This window comes from Amnibacterium sp., from assembly GCF_051956055.1.
Lineage (GTDB): Bacteria > Actinomycetota > Actinomycetes > Actinomycetales > Microbacteriaceae > Amnibacterium.
In genome coordinates this window covers 29,880-48,190 of record NZ_JBQCGC010000083.1, presented here as the reverse complement: position 1 = coordinate 48,190, position 18,311 = coordinate 29,880, and the positions used below count along the sequence as shown (strand labels likewise).

Genomic DNA, 18,311 nt, shown 5'->3' with positions numbered 1-18,311 from the left:
GAAGTACTGCGACAGGAAGCCCTTGTCGAAGCGCATGCCCTCGGTCAGCTCGAGCTCGGTGCCGAAGGTGTTCGACTCCTCGACGGTGACGACGCCCTCCTTGCCGACCTTGTCGATCGCCTCGGCGATGATCTCGCCGATCTGCAGGTCGCCGGCGGAGATGGACGCGGTGGCGGCGATCTCCTCCTTGGTCTCGACCTCCTTGGCGGAGGACAGCAGCTCGGCGGACACGGCCGCGACGGCCTTGTCGATGCCGCGCTTCAGGCTGATCGGGTCGGCGCCGGCGGCCACGTTGCGGAGACCCTCGCGGACCAGCGCCTGAGCCAGGACGACCGAGGTCGTCGTGCCGTCGCCGGCGACGTCGTCCGTCTTCTTCGCGACCTCCTTGACGAGCTCCGCACCGATCTTCTCGTACGGGTCGTCGAGCTCGATCTCCTTGGCGATCGAGACGCCGTCGTTCGTGATCGTGGGAGCGCCCCACTTCTTCTCCAGCACGACGTTGCGGCCGCGCGGGCCGAGCGTGACGCGCACGGCGTCGGCGAGGGTGTTGAGACCCCGCTCGAGGCCGCGACGGGCCTCCTCGTCGAAGGCAATGATCTTCGCCATAGGTGTTTCTCGTCCTCCCTGGACGGTGACAACTTCGGGACGGCGTGCGGACGCGGTCGTCCGCGCACCTGGCACTCGATGAGAACGAGTGCTAACCCAGTTTGGCAGTCACCTCATGGGAGTGCAAGCGGCGCCGACGCGGTTCGCCGACCGCGGAAGCCCCCGTCGGCCGCCCGGCGGCGCGTCAGCTCGGGCGGACGGCTTCCGCCTGGGGCCCCTTGGCTCCGGTCCCCACCTCGAACTCGACGCGCTGCCCCTCGGCGAGCGAGCGGTACCCGTTCATCTCGATCGCGGAGTAGTGGACGAACACGTCCTGGCTGCCGCCGTCCACGGTGATGAATCCGTAGCCCTTCTCGGCGTTGAACCACTTCACGACACCACTTGCCATCGGGTGCTGCTCCCTGCCTCCTTGCGGGGGCCTCCCCCGCGGTGTGACCGCAATCTAGCGAGCACGATGCGCTCAGCGGGCCCCCGGAACCCCGGTGGACCCCCATCGGCGACGCATCTCAACACGCCGGTAACACCGCGGAAACATGCGGCGCCGGCAGGGCCCGGATCGGGTCAGGAGGAGGCGACGTAGTCCTTGCCCAGCACGACCGTCAACCGGGACTGCCCGGCCACGTCGTACTGCGTGGACTGCACGGGCGCATGGCCGATGCCGAGCGACTTCGCGAGCCCGAGCGCCGCGCCGAGCTGCGACTTCTGGCCGTAGTACACGGTCGAGAGCTGCACGTTCTTCGAATTGGCGTTCGCGGTCGACGTGACCTTCCAGCCGTCGGCCTTCGCCTTCGTCGCGGCGTGCGCTGCGAGGCCGTTCGTGGTGGTCGCGTTCAGGACGACGACGTCCACGTTCGGGTCGACGGTCGCGGCGGGCATCGCGGACGCGGAGGTCGCACTCGCCGCACTCGCCGCCCCCGTGTCCCCGGTCGAGGACACGCCGCGCTCGATCACCCCGAGCCCGAGCACGCCTGCCCCGACCAGCACGCCGGTCGCCAGCGCGGCCCACGCGAACGTGACGAGGCCGCGACCCCGTCTCGGCGCACGATGCGCACCGACCCTCGCCAGGTCCGCGGGGACGTCGTCGAACCGGTCACGCGACGGCGCGCTCGTACCTCTGGCCACTGGTCTGCGTGTTCCTCTGCTCTGTGCTCGTCCCCCTGCCGCGCCGGCGCTCACCGGCACGGCTCCCGTGGCGCTCAGCTCGAGTGCCGGCGCAGCAGATCGGCGCGCCGTACCGTTCGGGCATCGCGGAGGCGCTGGAGGCGCTTCACGAGCATCGGATCCTCTCGCAGCGCCGCGGGCGTCTCGATGAGCGCGCCGAGGAGCTGGTAGTAGCGGACGGCGGAGATGCCGAACTCCTCGCGGATGGCCTCCTCCTTCTTGCCCCCTCGGCGCCACCACGCGCGTTCGAAGGCGAGGATGTCGAGGTCCCGCGCGGACAGCTCGTGCGTCCTGCCGGTGGGGTTCACGGGTTCGTCCATGCCGGTGATCCATGTCCTTCCGTGTCACCCTTCCCCCCGCGTTCGAGGGGGGAATAGGAGGGATGCTAAGAGGGCTGACACGCATGAGGGCGGAAGCGGGACGCCGTGTCCTCTGGACCCAAGCAGATCCCGCGTGGAAGGAAGGCCGTGATGAGCTACGAAGTGACCAAGACCGATTCGGAGTGGCGGGCGGCGCTCGACCCAGGCGAGTTCTCCGTGCTGCGGGAGGCCGCGACCGAGCGCCCGTGGTCCGGTGCGCTGCTCGACGAGCACCGCGACGGCCTCTTCCGCTGCCGCGCGTGCGACGCACCGCTGTTCCGTTCGACGACGAAATTCGACTCCGGGTCGGGCTGGCCGTCCTTCTACGAGCCGATCACGCCGGACGCGGTCGAGCTGAAGGACGACAGCTCGTGGGGCATGAAGCGCACGGAGGTGCGGTGCGCGCGCTGCGGGTCGCACCTCGGTCACCTCTTCGACGACGCGCCGCAGACCCCGACGGGCGACCGCTTCTGCATGAACTCCGTGTCGCTGAGCTTCGACGAGGGCACGAAGGCCTGAGCCACCCCGCCGCACCCCGCGCCCATTCGTAGACTGGACACCGCGCCGGGATAGCTCAGTCGGTAGAGCGCCGCCCTTGTAATGCGGATGTCGTCGGTTCGATTCCGACTCTCGGCTCGGTGTTCACGGCCGGGATGAAGAAGGCCCCTCCCGATCCGGGAGGGGCCTTCGTCATCGCCGCGTCACTTCGTCTTCGACGGGCTCGGCGTCGGAGCGGGGGTCGGCGTCGCGGTCGAGAGCGCGCCGCCCACCTGGGTGACGAAGCTGCCGAAGTCGGTCTTCCCGTCCCAGTACTGCCCGTTCACGATGAGCGTGGGCGTGCCGGCCGAGGTGTGGGAGGCGGGGAACTTCACATCCGCGAGCGGGCCGGAGTTCGCCACGAACTCCGCCGTGCGCGCCGCCACCCAGTTCTCGAACTTGCCGCTCTTGATGGCGTTCGAGATGTCGGTCATGTCCGTGGCGCCCGCCTGCTTGGCGATGGCGATCAGCCGAGCGTCCGTGAGGCCCGCGGACCCCTCCTTCGGCTGCACGCTCGTCTCGTACATGATCGTGTGGAACTTGTAGAACGCGTCCGGCGAGTAGTTCGCGATCGCGGCCGCAGCGTTCGCCGCCCGGGTCGAGTAGTTCTGGTCGGTGAAGTTGTGGTCGAGGATGGCCACCGGGTGGTACTGGATCACCGCGGCTCCACTCGTCACCAGCTGCTTGATCTGCGCGCCGTACTGCTGCTCGAACTCCTGGCAGATCGGGCAGCCGAAGTCCTCGTACGCCTGGATCAGGACCTTGCCGCCACCGACGGTCGGCTCCGGGGTCGGCGTCGCGTCCGCGGCGGGCGCACCGGTCGGGATCGCCGTGAGGTTCGGCCCGGACAGCGAGATGCCGCCGTTCGCCATGTTCTTCGGGCCGGGCCCGGGGGGACGCACCGAGTTGACGATGATCACGGACACCACGGCGACGATCGCCACGATCACGACGCCGATCGACACCTGGAGGGCCACGCGGTTCCGCTTCTCCCGGCGCTGCTGCCTCAGCCGCTGCTCCCGGGCCTTCTCGCGGGCGGCGTCGCGGCGCTCGTTCTTCGACGCTCTGGGCGCGTTGGTCATGGGTCCCTCCTGCGCTCACCGACCGGCGGCACGGGCAGGCATGGTAACCGGCGCACGTATGGCGCCCGCAGAGGCGCCCCGGGGCGCGCTCCCCCGGCGTGCCATACTGAGCCTCGTCCGGCGGCGCTGCCGGGCATGACCACTGGTCATCCTCACAACGGATCGTCCGGCACGTACCTGCCGGTGAAGGAGAACAGCAATGGCAACCGTGACGTACGACCACGCGACGCGGCTCTATCCCGGTGGCACCCGCGCGGCGGTCGACGCCCTGAACCTCGAGATCGCCGACGGCGAGTTCCTGGTCCTCGTCGGCCCCTCCGGCTGCGGCAAGTCGACCTCCCTCCGCATGCTCGCGGGGCTCGAGGAGGTCAACGACGGCCACATCTACATCGGCGAGAAGGACGTCACCGACATCCCGCCGAAGGACCGCGACATCGCGATGGTCTTCCAGAACTACGCGCTGTACCCGCACATGACCGTCGCCGAGAACATGGGCTTCGCGCTCAAGATCGCGGGCGTCGGCAAGGACGAGCGCGCCTCCCGGGTGCTCGAGGCGGCGAAGCTGCTCGACCTCGAGCCCTACCTGGCCCGCAAGCCGAAGGCGCTGTCCGGTGGTCAGCGGCAGCGCGTCGCGATGGGCCGCGCGATCGTCCGTCAGCCGCAGGTGTTCCTCATGGACGAGCCGCTGTCGAACCTCGACGCCAAGCTCCGCGTGCAGACCCGCACGCAGATCGCCTCCCTCCAGCGCCGGCTCGGTGTCACCACCGTCTACGTCACGCACGACCAGACCGAGGCGCTCACCATGGGCGACCGGATCTGCGTGCTGAAGGACGGCGTCCTCCAGCAGGTCGGCACGCCCCGCGAGCTGTACGAGCGCCCGAACAACGTGTTCGTCGCGGGCTTCATCGGCTCGCCGGCCATGAACCTCTTCCCGTCGGACCTCGTCGACGGCGGCACGAAGTTCGGCGAGTACCTCATCCCGCTCACGCGCGAGACGGTCGCCGCGTCGAGCGCCAAGCAGGTCACCATCGGTGTCCGCCCCGAGGACCTCGAGGTGTCGCACACGAAGGGCGACGGCCTGCCGGTCGTCGTGGACCTGGTCGAGGAGCTCGGCGCGGACGGCTACCTGTACGGCCACGCGGACGTGAACGGTCGCCGCACCGACATCGTCGCGCGCGTCGACGGCCGCTCGCACCCGGCTGTGGGCGACACCGTGTACCTGCACCCGTCGCAGAACCACACGCACGTGTTCGACGTCGAGTCGGGAGCCCGCATCTCGGCCGCGGTCAGCTCTGTTTGAGCGACACGTTCGGAGAGACCCTCTCCATCACCGCGGCGACGGTCGATCCGGCGCTGCTCGACCTGCCGTGGAGCGTCCCCCTCGAGCAGTGGACCGCTGAGCACATCGCGGCCCTGCCGAAGGGGATCTCCCGGCACGTCGTGCGCTTCGCCAACCTCTCGGGGTACGTCGTCGCGGTGAAGGAGACGTCGACCGATCTCGCCCAGCGCGAGTACGAGATGCTCCGCACGCTGCAGCGGATGGACGTCCCGTGCGTCGAGCCGGTCGCCGTGATCAGCGGCCGGCTCGACGAGTCGGGGTCCGAGCTCGAGACGGTGCTCGTCACGAGGCACCTCCGGTTCTCCCTGCCGTACCGGGCGCTGTTCTCGCAGACGCTGCGCCCGGACACCGCCACGCGGCTCGCGGACGCGCTCGCGCTGCTGCTCGTCCGGCTGCACATCGTCGGGTTCTTCTGGGGCGACGTGTCGCTCTCGAACACGCTGTTCCGGCGCGACGCAGGCGCGTTCGCCGCCTATCTGGTGGACGCGGAGACCGGCAAGCTCTACCCCGGCGGCCTGTCGAAGGGGCAGCGCGAGAACGACCTCGAGGTCGCGCGGGTCAACATCGCGGGTGAGCTCATGGACCTCGCCGCGGGCGGCCAGGCGGACGAGGACCTCGATCCGCTCGACACCAGCGAGCGGATCGTCTCGCAGTACCGCATGCTCTGGAACGAGCTGATGGGTCGCGAGTCGTTCGCCTCGTCGGAGCGGTGGCGCATCAACGAGCGCGTCGACCGCCTGAACGCGCTCGGGTTCGACATCGAGGAGCTCTCGATCCGCACGGGTCAGAGCGGCCGCGAGGTCGTCATCCAGCCGAAGGTCGTCGACGCGGGGCACCACACCCGCCGCCTCCTCAGGCTCACGGGGCTCGACGCGGAGGAGAACCAGGCACGGCGCCTCCTGAACGACCTGGACCAGTGGCGGCACGCGTTCGGTCGCACGGACATGGACGAGGAGATGGCCGCGCACGAATGGGTCGCCGGCGTCTTCGAGCCGGTGATCCGGTCGATCCCGCGCGACCTGCGGGGCAAGCTCGAGCCGGCGGAGGTGTTCCACCAGGTGCTCGAGCACCGCTGGTTCATGTCGCAGCGCCAGTCGCGCGACGTGCCGCTGGCGGAGGCGCTGAACTCGTACGTCGAGGACATCCTCCGGCACCGCCGCGACGAGGCCGCCCTGCTCGAGCCGGTGACGGGCTCCGTCACCCTCCCGATCCGCACCCAGGGCCCGGAGGACTGGCGCACCGGCGTCTGAGCACGCCCATCTGAGCACATCAGCAGGACTCAGGAGCAACGGCAGGATCACGGCGTCGTCTGCGTCCTGCTCATGGTGCTGGGTCCTGCTGTCGTGCTCAGGCCACGGGGGCGTGGCGGGCCATGACGTCGATCACGACCTCCACGACCGTGTCGAAGTCGTACATGATCGACGCGAACGGGAACTGGAGCACGATCCGGCCTCCTCGCATCAGGCGGACGATGCGCACCCGATCGCTGGTGAACGCCGCCTCCTTCGCATGGGTCTCCCGCCCGTCCGCCTCGATGACGAGCCAATCGCCGACTTCGATGTCCACCCGGTCGCCGACCACCCGGACCTGGATCTTCGTGCGGATCCCGGCGATCGCGAGGAGGTAGCGCACGATCGACTCGATGCCCGACTCGCTCCTCGGCTCGAGGTGCTTGATCAGGTGGTGCACGCGCCGCGGCCCTCGCAGGATCAGCGCTTCGAGCCGGTTGCGCGAGATCAGGCGCTGATGCAGCAGCGAGTCGAGCACCGCGATCAGGCGGTGGGGCGGCAGGCAGCTCAGGGCGTCCATCACGGCGACGTCGAGCGGCATCACCCCGAATGCCGACCCGGTGCGATCGCGCTTGGCGCTCCAGTGCCGCACGATCGAAGCGCCGCGCTCGCGATCCGCCGATCGCCTGCCCGAGGCGCTCGTCGGGAACACGACATGGACACCGTGCTCCGGTGGCACCCACGCACCGTGCAGGCGCAGGGCGGAGACGCACCCGAGCCGCCCGCCCATCCGCATCGCGAGCACGGCGTCCTGCGGCGTCCGATCCGTGCCGTACCAGCCCTTGATGATGCGGAACCGCTCGGAGGCCGCGATCGAGTCCCGGACGCTGTCGACCGTCTCTCCGCGCGCCCGGAGCTCGGCGGTGGTGAACATGAAGAAGCGACCCATGCCGGGATGGTGGTACCGCCGCGGGCGGCGTCGGGCGCCGACCCGCCTCCGGAGCCCGGATCGCCCCTGTGGAGGAACGCAGGGCGGCCCGCACACCGCCCCCGGCCCCCGTGGGAGCACGACAGCAGGACCGAGGAGCAACAGCAGGACGCAGACGCCGTCGCAGTCCTGCCGTTGGTGCTCAGTCCTGCTGTCGTGCTCTATTCGGCGGCGGCGCGGGTCGTCGCGATCGCGTAGAGGGCGATGGAGGTGGCGACGGAGGCGTTCAGCGACTCGGTCGCGGAGCCGATGGGGATCGACACGATCTGGTCGCACAGCTCGCCGACGAGCCGGGACAGCCCCTGCCCCTCGCTGCCCGCGACCACGAGCAGCGGTCGGTCGGACAGCTCGAGCGCGGGCAGCGCGACGTCCCCGCCGCCGTCGAGCCCGATCACGAACACCCCGGCCTTCTTGTAGGCCGTGATCGTCTGCGCCAGGTTCGACGCCATCGCGACCGGGACGCGCGCGATCGCGCCCGCGGAGGCGCGCCATGCCGCGGGAGTGACGCCGACCGAGCGCCGCTGCGGCAGCACGACGCCGTCCCCGCCGAACGCCGCGACCGAGCGGATGATCGCCCCGAGGTTCCGCGGGTCGGTCACCCCGTCGAGCGCGACGACGAGCGCCGGGGTCCCGCGGTGCAGCAGGTCCATCGGGTGCGCGTACTCGTACGGCTTCACCGCGAGGGCGATCCCCTGGTGCAGCAGGTCGCCGCCGGTCAGCCGGTCGAGCTCCGGCCGCATCACCTCGAGCACCGGCACGTCGCGGTGGTTCGCGATTGACAGGACCTCGCGCACCCGGTCGTCCATCTCCATCCGCGCGGCGACGTACAGCGTCGTCGCGGGGATCCTGGCCCGCAGCGCCTCCAGGACGGCGTTCCTCCCGGTCACGAGCTCGTCGCCCGTCGCCTTCTTCGGGCGCGGGGAGGAGGTGCGGGGCTGCGTCGCGCCGCGCTTCGCGGCGAGCCGCTCGGCCGCCTGCTTGCGCTTGTGCGCCTGGTGGTACACCCGGTCCTCGGCCTTCGGCGTCGGCCCCTTGCCCTCGAGCGCCTTGCGCCCGCGGCCGCCGGAACCGACCTTCGTGCCCTTCAGATTCGGCGTCCGCCTTCTGGCATCACCGGCCATCGATGCTCCACCTCGTTCCACCACTCGTGTCGGTCAGCACGATGCCGGCGGCCGCCAGCTCGTCGCGCACCCGGTCGGCCGCGGCCCAGTCCCGGGACTCCCTCGCCGCCTGGCGTTCGGCGATGAGCCGCTGCACCAGGAGGTCCAGCGCCGCCGCGCTCCCGTCCTCCTGCTGCGCGCTGCGCCATGCCGGATCCAGGGGATCGACGCCCAGGACGCCGGCCATCGCACGGACGGCCGCTGCGGCGTCGCCCGCCGGCCCCAGCTCGCCGGCGTCCAGCGCCTGGTTGCCGCGCCGGATCGTCTCATGCAGCACGGCGAGCGCCTGCGGCACCCCGAGGTCCTCGTCCATCGCCGCGGCGAACGCGTCGGGCACCACGGCGACGGTCGGAGGGGCACCCTCCTCCTCCGCCCGCACCAGGAACCGCTCGATGCGGGACACCGCCTCCTCCGCCTCGACCAGCGCGCCCGCGTGGTGGTCGAGGTCCGACCGGTAGTGCGCGGCCGCGAGCGCGTAGCGCACGACCACCCCGCGCGCGGCACCGAGGAGGTCGGCCGCGAACACCGAGTTGCCGAGCGACTTCGACATCTTCTGCCCGCCGACCGTCACGAGCCCGTTGTGCACCCACAGCCGGGCGAATGGCGTGCCGGCTGCGGTCGACTGCGCGAGCTCGTTCTCGTGGTGCGGGAAGCGGAGGTCCAGGCCGCCGCCGTGGATGTCGAACGCGGCACCGAGGTAGCGCTCCGCCATCGCGGAGCACTCGATGTGCCAGCCGGGCCGGCCCGCGCCCCACGGGCTCGGCCAGGCCGCGGAGGCCGGCTCGGTCGGCTTGTGGCCCTTCCACAGCGCGAAGTCGCGGGGGCTCCGCCGCGCGCGCCCCTCCCCGTCACCGGACACGAGCGCGTCCCCGGACTGCCGGGTGAGGGTGCCGTACGCCGGCCAGGAGGCGACGTCGAAGTACACGTCGCCGGAGTCGTCGGCGGCCGGGTAGGCGTGCCCGGCGTCGATCAGCCGGCCGATCAGCGCGAGCATGTCGCCGACGTGGCCGGTCGCACGCGGTTCGTAGGTGGGCTCCTGCACCCCGATGGCCCGGTACGCCGCGGCGAACTCGAGCTCGACGCGGTAGGCATGCGCCCACCACTCGCCCCCGGCCTTCGGCGCGGCGTCGAGGATCTTGTCGTCGATGTCCGTCACGTTGCGGATCAGGGTCACAGCGAGCCCGCGGTGCGCGAGCCAGCGGCGCAGGAGGTCGTAGGACAGGGCGCTGCGGAGGTGCCCGATGTGCGGGGACGACTGCACCGTCGGCCCGCAGACGTAGATGCCGACCCGCCCCGGGACCACCGGGTCGAGCTCCTGGAGCGCCTGCGACCGGGTGTCGTAGAGCCGGACGGTCACGGCGTCGATGCTACGGGAGCCGCGGCACCCCGGCTCGGCCTGTGACGAGCGCGGTGGCGATCGCCGCGACGCCCTCGCCGCGGCCCGTCAGGCCCAGGCCGTCCGTCGTCGTGCCCGCGACGGACACCGGAGCGCCCACCGCGGCGGAGAGCAGCCCGGTGATCTCCGCGCGCCGCGGGCCGATCCTCGGCCGGTTGCCCACGACCTGCACGGCCACGGAGACCGGCCGGAACCCCGCGTCGGCGAGCAGGGCGACCGTTCGTGTGACGAAGTCCGTCCCGGCGCGGCCCGCCTCCTCCGGTCGGTCGACACCGAACCGCGCCCCGAGGTCACCGAGACCCGCTGCGGACAGCAGCGCGTCGGCGATCGCATGACAGACGACGTCGGCGTCGCTGTGCCCCGCGAGCCCGGGCTCGCCCGGCCATTCGACGCCGCCGAGCCACAGCGGGCGGGAGGGGTCGACCGCATGCACGTCGACCCCGATGCCCGTGCGCATCGCCTGCGACGGCTCGAGGAGCTGCTCCGCGCGCCGCAGATCCCACGCGGTCGTGACCTTGAACGCCTCCGGTTCCCCCGGCACGACGGACACGGCACCGCCGGCCGCCGCGAAGACGGAGGCGTCGTCCGTGTGCCCGTTGCCGGCCGCCGCGTACGCCGCCTGCAGCGCGCCCGCGGGGAAGCCCTGCGGGGTCTGCACGGCGGCGAGTCTGCTGCGGTCGAGCGTGGCGACCACCGCGGACCCGTCGACCTCCTTCACGGTGTCCGCGGCCGCGAGGGCTGGGACGACACCGGCGCCGGTCACCGCCACCGCCGCGCGCACCCGGTCGAACAGCGCGGACGGCGTCAGCGGGCGTGCGGCGTCGTGCACGAGCACGATGTGATCGGGGGCGACCTCCGCGAGCGCGATCGCGACCGACTCCTGCCGCGTCGCGCCGCCCGGCACGACCGTGATGCGCGCCGCGTCCCGCCTGGCTCGCACCAGTGCTTCGACCGGCCCGGGTGCCGCGGGCGGAGCCGTGACGACCACCCGCTCGACCTCGGCGGCCAGCACACCGTCCAATGCCCAGTCGAGCATGGATCGGCCGGCGATCGGCACGAGCGCCTTCGGCATGCCCGCACCCAGGCGGACCCCGTCGCCCGCGGCGACGACGATCGCGACGGTCAGGAGGCGAGCACCTCGTCGAGGACCGTGGACGCCTGGTCCTCGTCGGTCTTCTCCGCGAGCGCCAGCTCCGAGATCAGGATCTGTCGCGCCTTCGCGAGCATGCGCTTCTCGCCGGCGGACAGCCCGCGGTCCTGGTCGCGACGCCACAGGTCGCGGACGACCTCGGAGACCTTGATCACGTCGCCGGAGGCGAGCTTCTCGAGGTTCGCCTTGTAGCGGCGGGACCAGTTGGTCGGCTCCTCGACGAACGGGGTGCGCAGCACCTCGAACACGCGGTCGAGCCCTTCCTTGCCGATGACGTCACGCACGCCGACCAGGTCGACGTTCTCGGCCGGGACCTCGATGGTGAGGTCGCCCTGCGCCACGTTGAGCTTGAGGTAGACCTTCTCCTCGCCCCGGATCGTGCGCTTCTTGACCTCGACGATCTTGGCGGCCCCGTGATGGGGGTAAACGACCGTCTCGCCGACCTCGAATTGCATGCGCATCCTTCCGAAAAGCGGCCTCCATCCTAGCACGGGGCGGTTTCGCACGCCCCGCGAGCGGGGTCTGCGATCGGGCCCGGCCGGGGGCCGTCCGCTAGGCTGCACGGCGATCGGAGCGCGCGCCACCACGCCCGCGACGGTGTCTGACGAGAGGTGTGTGCAGTGAAGATGCGAGTCGCGGCATCGATCGCGGTCACCCTGCTGGCGACGACCGCGCTGGCCGGGTGCCAGTTCGTGACGCCGCAGCAGACGACCCACTCGTACACCCCGTCCGACGGGGTGAACGGCACCGCGGGCGACGTGCAGATCCGCAACGCCTTCGTGCTGGACGGCACCGACAACACCGCCAGCGTGATCGGCGTCCTCTCGAACGAGGGCAGCGCGCAGACCTCCGTGACCCTCGAGTGGACGGGCAACGCCGGCACGCAGTCGCGCAGCGTCGTCGTCCCCGCCGGCGGCCTGCTGTCGATGACGACGGACCCGAAGAAGCTGAGCGGATCCGTCCCCAGCGCCTCGAGCGCCGTGGTGCTCGACGGCGTCGACCCGACGCCGGGCGCGCTGTTCAACGTGACCTTCACGACGTCGGGCGGCCAGGACAGCCTGCAGCTGCCCGTGCTGACCGGCAGCTTCTCGCAGTACGCGACCCTCGTGCCCACGCCGACGCCCACCCCGACGAAGACGAAGAAGCCGGCGACCGCGACGCCGACGCCGGGCGTCACCGACACGTCCTCGCCCACGCCGACCCCGACGGACACGCTCGCGGGCTGAGCCAAGGCGAGCGGCCGCGAGGTCCGGGGCGGTCTCGAGGCTCGCTTCGCTCACACCTCGATCGGCGGAGTCGAGCGACCCGGGGCGTCAGGCCTCCGCGGGGAGGTCCTCGAAGCGGTAGCCGAGGCCCCGCACCGTGAGCAGGAGGCGCGGCTCGGCCGGTTCCTCCTCGATCTTCGCCCTGATCCGCTTGACGTGGACGTCGAGCGTCTTGGTGTCCCCGAAGTAGTCCGAGCCCCAGATCCGGTCGATCAGCTGGCCGCGCGTCAGCACCCGGCCGGCGTTCCGGAGGAGCAGCTCGAGCAGCTCGAACTCCTTCAGCGGCATGGCCGTCTCCCTGCCGTGGACGAACACGGCGTGGCGGTCCGCGTCCAGGCGGATCGGGCCCGACTCCAGCACGTCGGGGCCGACCGCATCGCTCCCCTGCTCGACCCGCCGGCGGAGGACCGCGCGGACCCGGGCGAGCAGCTCGCGGCTCGAGTAGGGCTTGGTGACGTAGTCGTCGGCCCCGAGCTCGAGCCCGAGGACGATGTCGATCTCGGCGTCCTTGGCCGTCAGCATGATGATGGGGACGTCGGACACCGCACGGATGCGCTTCGCGACCTCCGTGCCGGGCAGCACGGGGAGCATCAGGTCGAGCAGCACCAGGTCCACGTCGCCGCGGCCGAACCGCGCCAGCGCCTCCCCGCCGTCCCCCACGGCGGCGACCTCGTAGCCCTCGCGCTGCAGCAGGTAGCCGAGGGGTTCGGCGATGGCCGGTTCGTCCTCGACGAGCAGGATGACGGTCATGCGCGCTCCTTCTCCCGGCGCGGCGTGCGCGCCGACGTGGGCGCCGGGATCTCCGGCAGTCGGATGGTGAACGTCGACCCGCGGCCGACGCGCGACCAGACGCGGGCCTCACCGCCGTGGTTCTCCGCGATGTGCTTCACGATGCTGAGGCCGAGCCCGGTGCCGCCGGTCTGCCGCGACCGGGCCTGGTCGGTGCGGTAGAAGCGCTCGAACACGCGATCCAGGTCCTCCTCCGCGATCCCGATCCCCTGGTCCGACACCGCGATCTCGATGATGCCGTCCCGGTTCCTCAGCCCGACGCCCACGTGCCCCTTCGGCGGCGAGAACGCGATCGCGTTGGCGACGAGGTTCTGCACCGCGGTGGTGAGCATGGCACGGTCGCCGAGCGTCCAGAGCCCTGCGCGCTTCCCGACGACGACGGTCACGCCCCTCGCATCCGCGGCCACGTGGCTGCGCTCGACCGCCTGCCGGACCACGTCGTCGAGCGGAACCTCCTCCGCCTCCTCGAGGGGATCGGCGCCCTGCACGCGGGAGAACTCGATGATCTGCTGCACGAGCGCGCCCAGCCGCGCCGACTCCGTCGTGAGCCGGCCGGCGAAGCGCCGCACCTGCTCCGCGTCGTCCGCGGCGGTGTCGAGCGCCTCGGCGAGCAGGGAGACGGCGCCGATCGGGGTCTTCAGCTCATGGCTCGTGTTGGCGACGAAGTCCCGGCGCATCGCGTCGAGCCGCGCGGACTCCGACCGGTCGTCCACGATGAGCAGCACCCTGGCGACGTCGATCGGTGCGGCGTGCGCCGCCAGCACGAGCGACCTGGGGCTGGAGGCGATCCTCGGCAGGAGCAGGTCGTCGTCCTGCGCCTCACCGGCGATCCGCGCCTGGTCGACGATCCGCTGCACCTCCGGATGGAGCAGGGCTCGGCCGTCGGTCAGCCCCAGGGCGAGCGCCCCCGGGGTCGCGTGCAGCACCACGTTCGACCCGTCCACGACGAGCGCCGGTTGCGTCAGCGCGGAGAGCACGGCGACCGCGCCGTCCGGCAGCGCGTCCGTCTGCAGATCGAGCACCGCAGCCGCCCGGTCCATGGCCCCCCTGATCAGGAGGGTGAACACGACCCCGACGACCAGCCCGAACACGATGCCGAGCACCACGATGGACGCCGCGCTCATGCGGATTACGATAAGGGACTGCTCAGGGGCGCCTTTCATGTCGGGGTGCGCGTCGGACCACGAATTGGTCCCGCGTTCGCCGGCACGGCACCAGATGTTCACCTCCGAGGCGGACGGTGGCCGTCCCGGGTACGACCGAGAGGGGAAACCGTGCGCGAGGTCTTCCAGCAGGAGCTTGCCGATGTCCAGGAGCGGCTGGTGCAGATCGCCGGGCTCGTCGAGATCTCGATCGAGCGCGCGACGACGGCGTTCAACTCGTCCGACGTCACGCTCGCCGAGGCCGTGATCGCCGACGACCACGAGATCGACGAGCTCGCCGCGAGCCTCGACGAGCTCGCGATCGACATCCTGGCCAGGCAGCAGCCGGTGGCCCGCGATCTCCGGATCGTCGTGTCCGCCCTGCGCATCAGCGCGTCGCTCGAGCGGATGGGCGACCTCGCCGAGCACATCGCGCAGCTCGCGAGGACCCGGTTCCCGGAGAAGGTCGTGCCGAAGGAGCTGCGGCCGACGTTCAAGGAGCTCGGGCGCCTCGACGTGTCCATCGCGCAGAAGCTGAAGCACCTGCTCGAGACCGAGTCGACGGAGCTCGCGGAGGAGATCCGCGACGACGACGACCTCGTCGACGACCTGCACCTCAGCGTCTTCGACAAGGTGCTCGGGGAGACGTGGAAGGGCGGCGCGAGCGACATCGTCGACTCGACCCTCGCGAGCCGGTACCACGAGCGCTTCGCGGACCACGCGGTGTCGATCGCGAAGAAGGTCCAGTACCTCCAGACCGGCGACTGGGTGGCCGTCAGCCACTGAGGGCGAGTCCCTCAGCAGGACCCAGGAGCATCAGCAGGACTCAGGCGCGTCGCCGGTCCTGCCGAAGCGCCTGAGTCCTGCTGTGGTGCTCTAGGACTTCGCGCCCTGGGCGGCCACCGCTGCGGCGCCGGCCGCAGCGGCATCCGGGTCGAGGTACTCGCCGCCCCGGACGACCGGCTTCAGGTCGCCGTCGAGCCGGTAGTGCAGCGGGATGCCCGTCGGGATGTTCAGCTCCGCGATGTCGTCGTCGGAGATGCCGTCGAGGTGCTTGACGAGTGCGCGCAGGGAGTTGCCGTGCGCGACGACGAGGACGCGCTCCCCCGCCAGCAGGCGCGGTGCGATGTCGCTCTCCCAGTACGGCACCATGCGCGCGACGACGTCCTTCAGGCACTCGGTGCGCGGCACGTCGATCCCCGCGTACCGGGGGTCGCCGTCCTGCGCGAACTCGCTGCCCGGCTCGATCGGGGGCGGCGGCACGTCGTAGCTGCGGCGCCAGGTCTTGAACTGCTCCGGCCCGTACTCGGCGAGCGTCTGCGCCTTGTCCTTGCCCTGCAGCGCCCCGTAGTGGCGCTCGTTCAGCCGCCAGTCGCGGACGACCGGCAGCCATGCCCGGTCGGCGGTGAGCAGGGCCTCGTTCGCGGTCTGGATCGCCCGCGTCAGCACCGACGTGTAGACGACGTCGGGCAGCAGCCCGGCGTCCTTGATCAGTCGGCCGGCGTTCCTGCCCTCCTCCACTCCCCGTTCCGTGAGCCGCACGTCGACCCAGCCGGTGAAGAGGTTCTTCTCGTTCCAGTCGCTGAAGCCGTGACGGAGGAGCAGGAGGGAGTGTTCGGTCGGCACGCAGCGAGTGTAGGACGGGCGCCCAGGCGCCCGGCTTGGAACTAGCGTCGTCGGCATGCCCGTCGGTCGCGTCACCCGCGGCACGACCGGGACCAACCGGCTGCGCCGCAACGACCGCTACCTCGCCTCCCTCCCGCAGCTGCGGGCGTCGCCGTCGCCGCTCGTGGTGGACCTCGGGTACGGCGCCCGCGCCTGGACGACCCTCGAGCTCGCGGCCCGCCTGCGCGCCGTGACCCCCGGCGTGCGGGTGCTCGGTCTGGAGATCGAGCCGGACCGGGTCGCCGAGGCCCTGCCCTTCGCGGCTCCGGGCGTCGCGTTCGCGCTCGGCGGCTTCGAGGTGCCCACCGCAGGCGGCGAGCGCCCCGTGCTGGTCCGGGCCATGAACGTGTTGCGGCAGTACGAGGAGGCGGAGGTGCGGGGTGCGTGGTCCCGCGTGGCGGACCGGCTCGCCCCCGACGGTCTGCTCATCGACGGCACGTGCGACGAGCTCGGCCGGATCTGCTCGTGGGTCGACGTCGCGGAGGACGGGCCGGTGCGGTTCACGATCTCGCTGCGGCTCGCGGAGCTCGACTCCCCCGCCGTCGTCGCGGAGCGGCTGCCGAAGGCGCTGATCCACCGCAACGTGCCGGGCGAGCGGGTGCACGACCTGCTCGTGGCGCTCGACACGGCGTGGACGCGCGCCGCGCCGATCTCCGTCTACGGGCCCGTGCAGCGCTGGGTGGCCGCCGTGGAGGCCCTCCGCGACCGCGGCGTGCCCGTGCTGGGCACCCGAGCGCGGTGGCGGCTCGGGGAGCTCACCGTGCCGTGGTCGGTCGTCGCGCCCTGACGGGGCGCGGGTCAGTGGCGCTGGACCGCGCCGAGCCGCGGCAGGCGGGGCACGGCGAGGGCGGGTCCCGCACCGGCGGGCACCACGACCCGCTGCGCCGCGGCGACGTCCGCGTCGGCAGTCCGGACGACCAGCGTCACGTCCTCCGGCACCGACCGCTTGACGACGGCGAGGGCGATCGGGCCGTCCTCGTGATGCCGTGCGCTGCTCGTGACCACACCGACCTCGGCGCCGTCGGCGAGGACCGGGGCGCCCGGCTCCGGCAGGACCGCGTCGGAGCCGTCCAGGTCGAGCTGCACGAGCCGCCGCGGCGGCCGACCGAGGTTGTGCACCTTGGCGACGGTCTCCTGACCCCGGTAGCACCCCTTGTCGAGGTGGACCGCGCTGCGCAGCCAGTCGAGTTCGTGCGGGATGGACCGGGCATCGAGCTCGCGCGCGGCGCGCGGCCGCCAGGCGGCGATCCGGAGCGCCTCGAGCGCGTCGACCCCCGCGAGCACCACCTCGCCGCTGCGGGCGCGGCCGGCGAGCGCGTCCAGCGCCACCCTGGGCACGAGCACGAACCGGAGGGGCAGCGCCGCTCCGGGATGGACGTCGACCACGGCGCGGGTGACGCCGCCGGGCGCACCGGCCGCCCACGGGTCGCGCCAGACCAGCGGGGGGCCGTCCGGGCCCGCCTCGTCGAGGTCGCGCAGCGCCGCGAGCACCGCGACGTCGGCGGTGCGGTCCTCGATCTCGACCTGCTTCCAGAACCGCATCCGGAGGAGGAACGCCGCGAGCGGCTCGGCGCTCACGGCCTCGACGATCAGCCAGGTCGCGGTGCCGTCGTCGAGGACGGCCATGGCGTGCTCGACGCGCCCGGAGGGGTCGAGCAGCAGCGTCTCGGCGGAGTCGCCCGCCCGCATGCCGAGCAGTCGCTGGCTGGTGAGGGAGTCGAGCCACGGCAGCCGGTCCTCCCCGGTCAGCCTGAGCACACCACGGGACGACAGATCGACGACCGCGGTCCCGTCCGCCAGCGCCCGCTGCTCCTGCGCGGGCCGGCCGTAGTGGGCGGCGACCCCCTCGTCCGCGCCGGTGGCGGCGACCGCGCCGGGGAGGTCGAGCAGAGGACTTCTCATCCGACGAGGCTAGGCGCAGCCGGAGGCGGTCGGTACCGTCCGGACATGACCGTCCTCCGCTTCGCCACCCACCTCTGGTTCGACAAGGACGCGGTGGCCGCCGCCGAGCTGTACACGCGTCTGCTGCCCGACTCGCACATCGATCGGATCGTCCCCGCGGCCTCCGGCCTCCCCCATGTGGAGGCGGGCTCCCCGTTCATCGTCGACCTGACCCTCGTCGGACAGCAGTACACGTTCCTGAATGGCGGCCCGCTCTTCCCGTTCGACTCCCAGGTGTCGCTCTCCGTGCTCTGCGACACCCAGGCCGAGGTCGACCACTACTGGGACGCGCTCACCGCGGACGGCGGCAAGGAGGTCCAGTGCGGCTGGCTGACCGACCGCTTCGGGCTGTCCTGGCAGATCGTCCCGGTGGCGCTCGAGCGGCTGATGCAGGACCCGGACCCCGCGGTCGTGCAGCGGGTCACCACCGCGATGCTGCAGATGGCGAAGCTCGACGTCGCCGCGCTCGAGGCCGCGGCCGCGGGTTGAGGCCTGGCCTCGC

The 18,311-nt window shown here is 71.9% G+C and carries 21 protein-coding genes and 1 tRNA gene; 8 read left to right on the top strand and 14 right to left on the bottom strand.

Annotated elements, in window-relative coordinates; genetic code table 11:
- The 4 genes from ACTHLI_RS12165 to ACTHLI_RS12150 all read right to left on the bottom strand — a co-directional run.
- The coding region (locus ACTHLI_RS12165) for a TCP-1/cpn60 chaperonin family protein (RefSeq protein ID WP_440183926.1) at positions 1 to 606 on the bottom strand (606 nt) is incomplete at its 3' end.
- Between the two features lie 184 nt (positions 607 to 790).
- Entirely contained in the window at positions 791 to 994 is a 204-nt protein-coding gene (locus ACTHLI_RS12160) for a cold-shock protein (protein WP_440183923.1), read from the bottom strand.
- 173 nt (positions 995 to 1,167) lie between these two features.
- Positions 1,168 to 1,728 carry a LytR C-terminal domain-containing protein gene (locus ACTHLI_RS12155; protein ID WP_440183920.1) on the bottom strand — a complete coding sequence of 187 codons (561 nt, stop codon included), beginning with the start codon at positions 1,726 to 1,728 and terminating at the stop codon, positions 1,168 to 1,170.
- A gap of 74 nt (positions 1,729 to 1,802) precedes the next feature.
- A complete protein-coding gene (locus ACTHLI_RS12150) occupies positions 1,803 to 2,087 on the bottom strand; it encodes a DUF3263 domain-containing protein (protein WP_440183917.1) in 285 nt (94 codons plus the stop codon).
- A gap of 150 nt (positions 2,088 to 2,237) precedes the next feature.
- On the opposite strand from ACTHLI_RS12150, the gene msrB reads away from it, so the two are divergent.
- Positions 2,238 to 2,645: a peptide-methionine (R)-S-oxide reductase MsrB gene (gene msrB, locus ACTHLI_RS12145; RefSeq protein ID WP_440183915.1), complete on the top strand. Its 408-nt coding sequence runs from the start codon at positions 2,238 to 2,240 to the stop codon at positions 2,643 to 2,645.
- A gap of 44 nt (positions 2,646 to 2,689) precedes the next feature.
- A tRNA-Thr gene (locus ACTHLI_RS12140) sits at positions 2,690 to 2,762 on the top strand.
- A 65-nt stretch (positions 2,763 to 2,827) separates the two neighbouring features.
- Here ACTHLI_RS12140 and ACTHLI_RS12135 read toward each other — a convergent pair.
- Positions 2,828 to 3,745, bottom strand: coding sequence for a DsbA family protein (locus ACTHLI_RS12135; RefSeq protein WP_440183912.1), 918 nt, complete (start codon positions 3,743 to 3,745; stop codon positions 2,828 to 2,830).
- Positions 3,746 to 3,944: 199 nt separating this feature from the next.
- Between ACTHLI_RS12135 and ACTHLI_RS12130 the strand changes: the two genes are divergently transcribed.
- On the top strand, positions 3,945 to 5,045 hold the full coding sequence (locus ACTHLI_RS12130) for an ABC transporter ATP-binding protein (RefSeq protein WP_440183910.1): 1,101 nt from the start codon (positions 3,945 to 3,947) through the stop codon (positions 5,043 to 5,045).
- Positions 5,042 to 6,334 (top strand): DUF4032 domain-containing protein, encoded by a 1,293-nt coding sequence (locus ACTHLI_RS12125; RefSeq protein ID WP_440183908.1) that lies wholly within the window; start codon positions 5,042 to 5,044, stop codon positions 6,332 to 6,334. The genes ACTHLI_RS12130 and ACTHLI_RS12125 overlap by 4 nt, the downstream gene beginning before the upstream one ends.
- A 97-nt stretch (positions 6,335 to 6,431) precedes the next feature.
- Here ACTHLI_RS12125 and ACTHLI_RS12120 read toward each other — a convergent pair whose 3' ends face one another.
- The 5 genes from ACTHLI_RS12120 to ACTHLI_RS12100 all read right to left on the bottom strand — a co-directional run bounded on the left by ACTHLI_RS12120 (position 6,432) and on the right by ACTHLI_RS12100 (position 11,462).
- Positions 6,432 to 7,262, bottom strand: coding sequence for a hypothetical protein (locus tag ACTHLI_RS12120; protein WP_440183906.1), 831 nt, complete (start codon positions 7,260 to 7,262; stop codon positions 6,432 to 6,434).
- A gap of 200 nt (positions 7,263 to 7,462) precedes the next feature.
- A complete protein-coding gene (rlmB, locus tag ACTHLI_RS12115; RefSeq protein WP_440183903.1) occupies positions 7,463 to 8,422 on the bottom strand; it encodes a 23S rRNA (guanosine(2251)-2'-O)-methyltransferase RlmB in 960 nt (319 codons plus the stop codon).
- Positions 8,412 to 9,818 carry a cysteine--tRNA ligase gene (gene cysS, locus ACTHLI_RS12110; RefSeq protein WP_440183901.1) on the bottom strand — a complete coding sequence of 469 codons (1,407 nt, stop codon included), beginning with the start codon at positions 9,816 to 9,818 and terminating at the stop codon, positions 8,412 to 8,414. The genes rlmB and cysS overlap by 11 nt, the downstream gene beginning before the upstream one ends.
- Positions 9,819 to 9,828: 10 nt before the next feature.
- The gene (gene ispD / locus ACTHLI_RS12105; RefSeq protein ID WP_440183935.1) at positions 9,829 to 10,983 is read right to left on the bottom strand and encodes a 2-C-methyl-D-erythritol 4-phosphate cytidylyltransferase; all 1,155 of its coding nucleotides are present in this window, start codon (positions 10,981 to 10,983) and stop codon (positions 9,829 to 9,831) included.
- Entirely contained in the window at positions 10,980 to 11,462 is a 483-nt protein-coding gene (locus ACTHLI_RS12100; protein WP_119480860.1) for a CarD family transcriptional regulator, read from the bottom strand. Before ACTHLI_RS12100 ends, ispD begins: the two co-directional genes overlap by 4 nt.
- 165 nt (positions 11,463 to 11,627) lie before the next feature.
- Here ACTHLI_RS12100 and ACTHLI_RS12095 point away from each other — a divergent pair, with 165 nt between their 5' ends.
- Complete coding sequence (locus ACTHLI_RS12095; protein WP_440183898.1) at positions 11,628 to 12,233, top strand: hypothetical protein; 606 nt, start codon at positions 11,628 to 11,630, stop codon at positions 12,231 to 12,233.
- 87 nt (positions 12,234 to 12,320) lie between these two features.
- Here ACTHLI_RS12095 and ACTHLI_RS12090 read toward each other — a convergent pair whose 3' ends face one another.
- Both ACTHLI_RS12090 and ACTHLI_RS12085 read right to left on the bottom strand, forming a co-directional pair.
- Positions 12,321 to 13,022: a response regulator gene (locus tag ACTHLI_RS12090; RefSeq protein WP_440183896.1), complete on the bottom strand. Its 702-nt coding sequence runs from the start codon at positions 13,020 to 13,022 to the stop codon at positions 12,321 to 12,323.
- A complete protein-coding gene (locus ACTHLI_RS12085) occupies positions 13,019 to 14,185 on the bottom strand; it encodes a sensor histidine kinase (protein WP_440183894.1) in 1,167 nt (388 codons plus the stop codon). Before ACTHLI_RS12085 ends, ACTHLI_RS12090 begins: the two co-directional genes overlap by 4 nt.
- A gap of 150 nt (positions 14,186 to 14,335) precedes the next feature.
- On the opposite strand from ACTHLI_RS12085, the gene phoU reads away from it, so the two are divergent.
- A complete protein-coding gene (gene phoU / locus ACTHLI_RS12080; RefSeq protein WP_440183891.1) occupies positions 14,336 to 14,989 on the top strand; it encodes a phosphate signaling complex protein PhoU in 654 nt (217 codons plus the stop codon).
- A 90-nt stretch (positions 14,990 to 15,079) separates the two neighbouring features.
- On the opposite strand, the gene ACTHLI_RS12075 is transcribed toward phoU, so the two are convergent.
- Positions 15,080 to 15,829, bottom strand: coding sequence for a phosphoglyceromutase (locus tag ACTHLI_RS12075; protein WP_440183888.1), 750 nt, complete (start codon positions 15,827 to 15,829; stop codon positions 15,080 to 15,082).
- A gap of 55 nt (positions 15,830 to 15,884) precedes the next feature.
- Between ACTHLI_RS12075 and ACTHLI_RS12070 the strand changes: the two genes are divergently transcribed.
- Positions 15,885 to 16,655 (top strand): class I SAM-dependent methyltransferase, encoded by a 771-nt coding sequence (locus tag ACTHLI_RS12070; protein WP_440183885.1) that lies wholly within the window; start codon positions 15,885 to 15,887, stop codon positions 16,653 to 16,655.
- Positions 16,656 to 16,666: 11 nt separating this feature from the next.
- On the opposite strand, the gene ygfZ is transcribed toward ACTHLI_RS12070, so the two are convergent.
- On the bottom strand, positions 16,667 to 17,770 hold the full coding sequence (gene ygfZ / locus ACTHLI_RS12065) for a CAF17-like 4Fe-4S cluster assembly/insertion protein YgfZ (RefSeq protein WP_440183882.1): 1,104 nt from the start codon (positions 17,768 to 17,770) through the stop codon (positions 16,667 to 16,669).
- Positions 17,771 to 17,815: 45 nt separating this feature from the next.
- On the opposite strand from ygfZ, the gene ACTHLI_RS12060 reads away from it, so the two are divergent.
- Complete coding sequence (locus ACTHLI_RS12060) at positions 17,816 to 18,298, top strand: VOC family protein (protein ID WP_440183879.1); 483 nt, start codon at positions 17,816 to 17,818, stop codon at positions 18,296 to 18,298.
- The last annotated feature ends 13 nt before the right edge of the window (positions 18,299 to 18,311 follow it).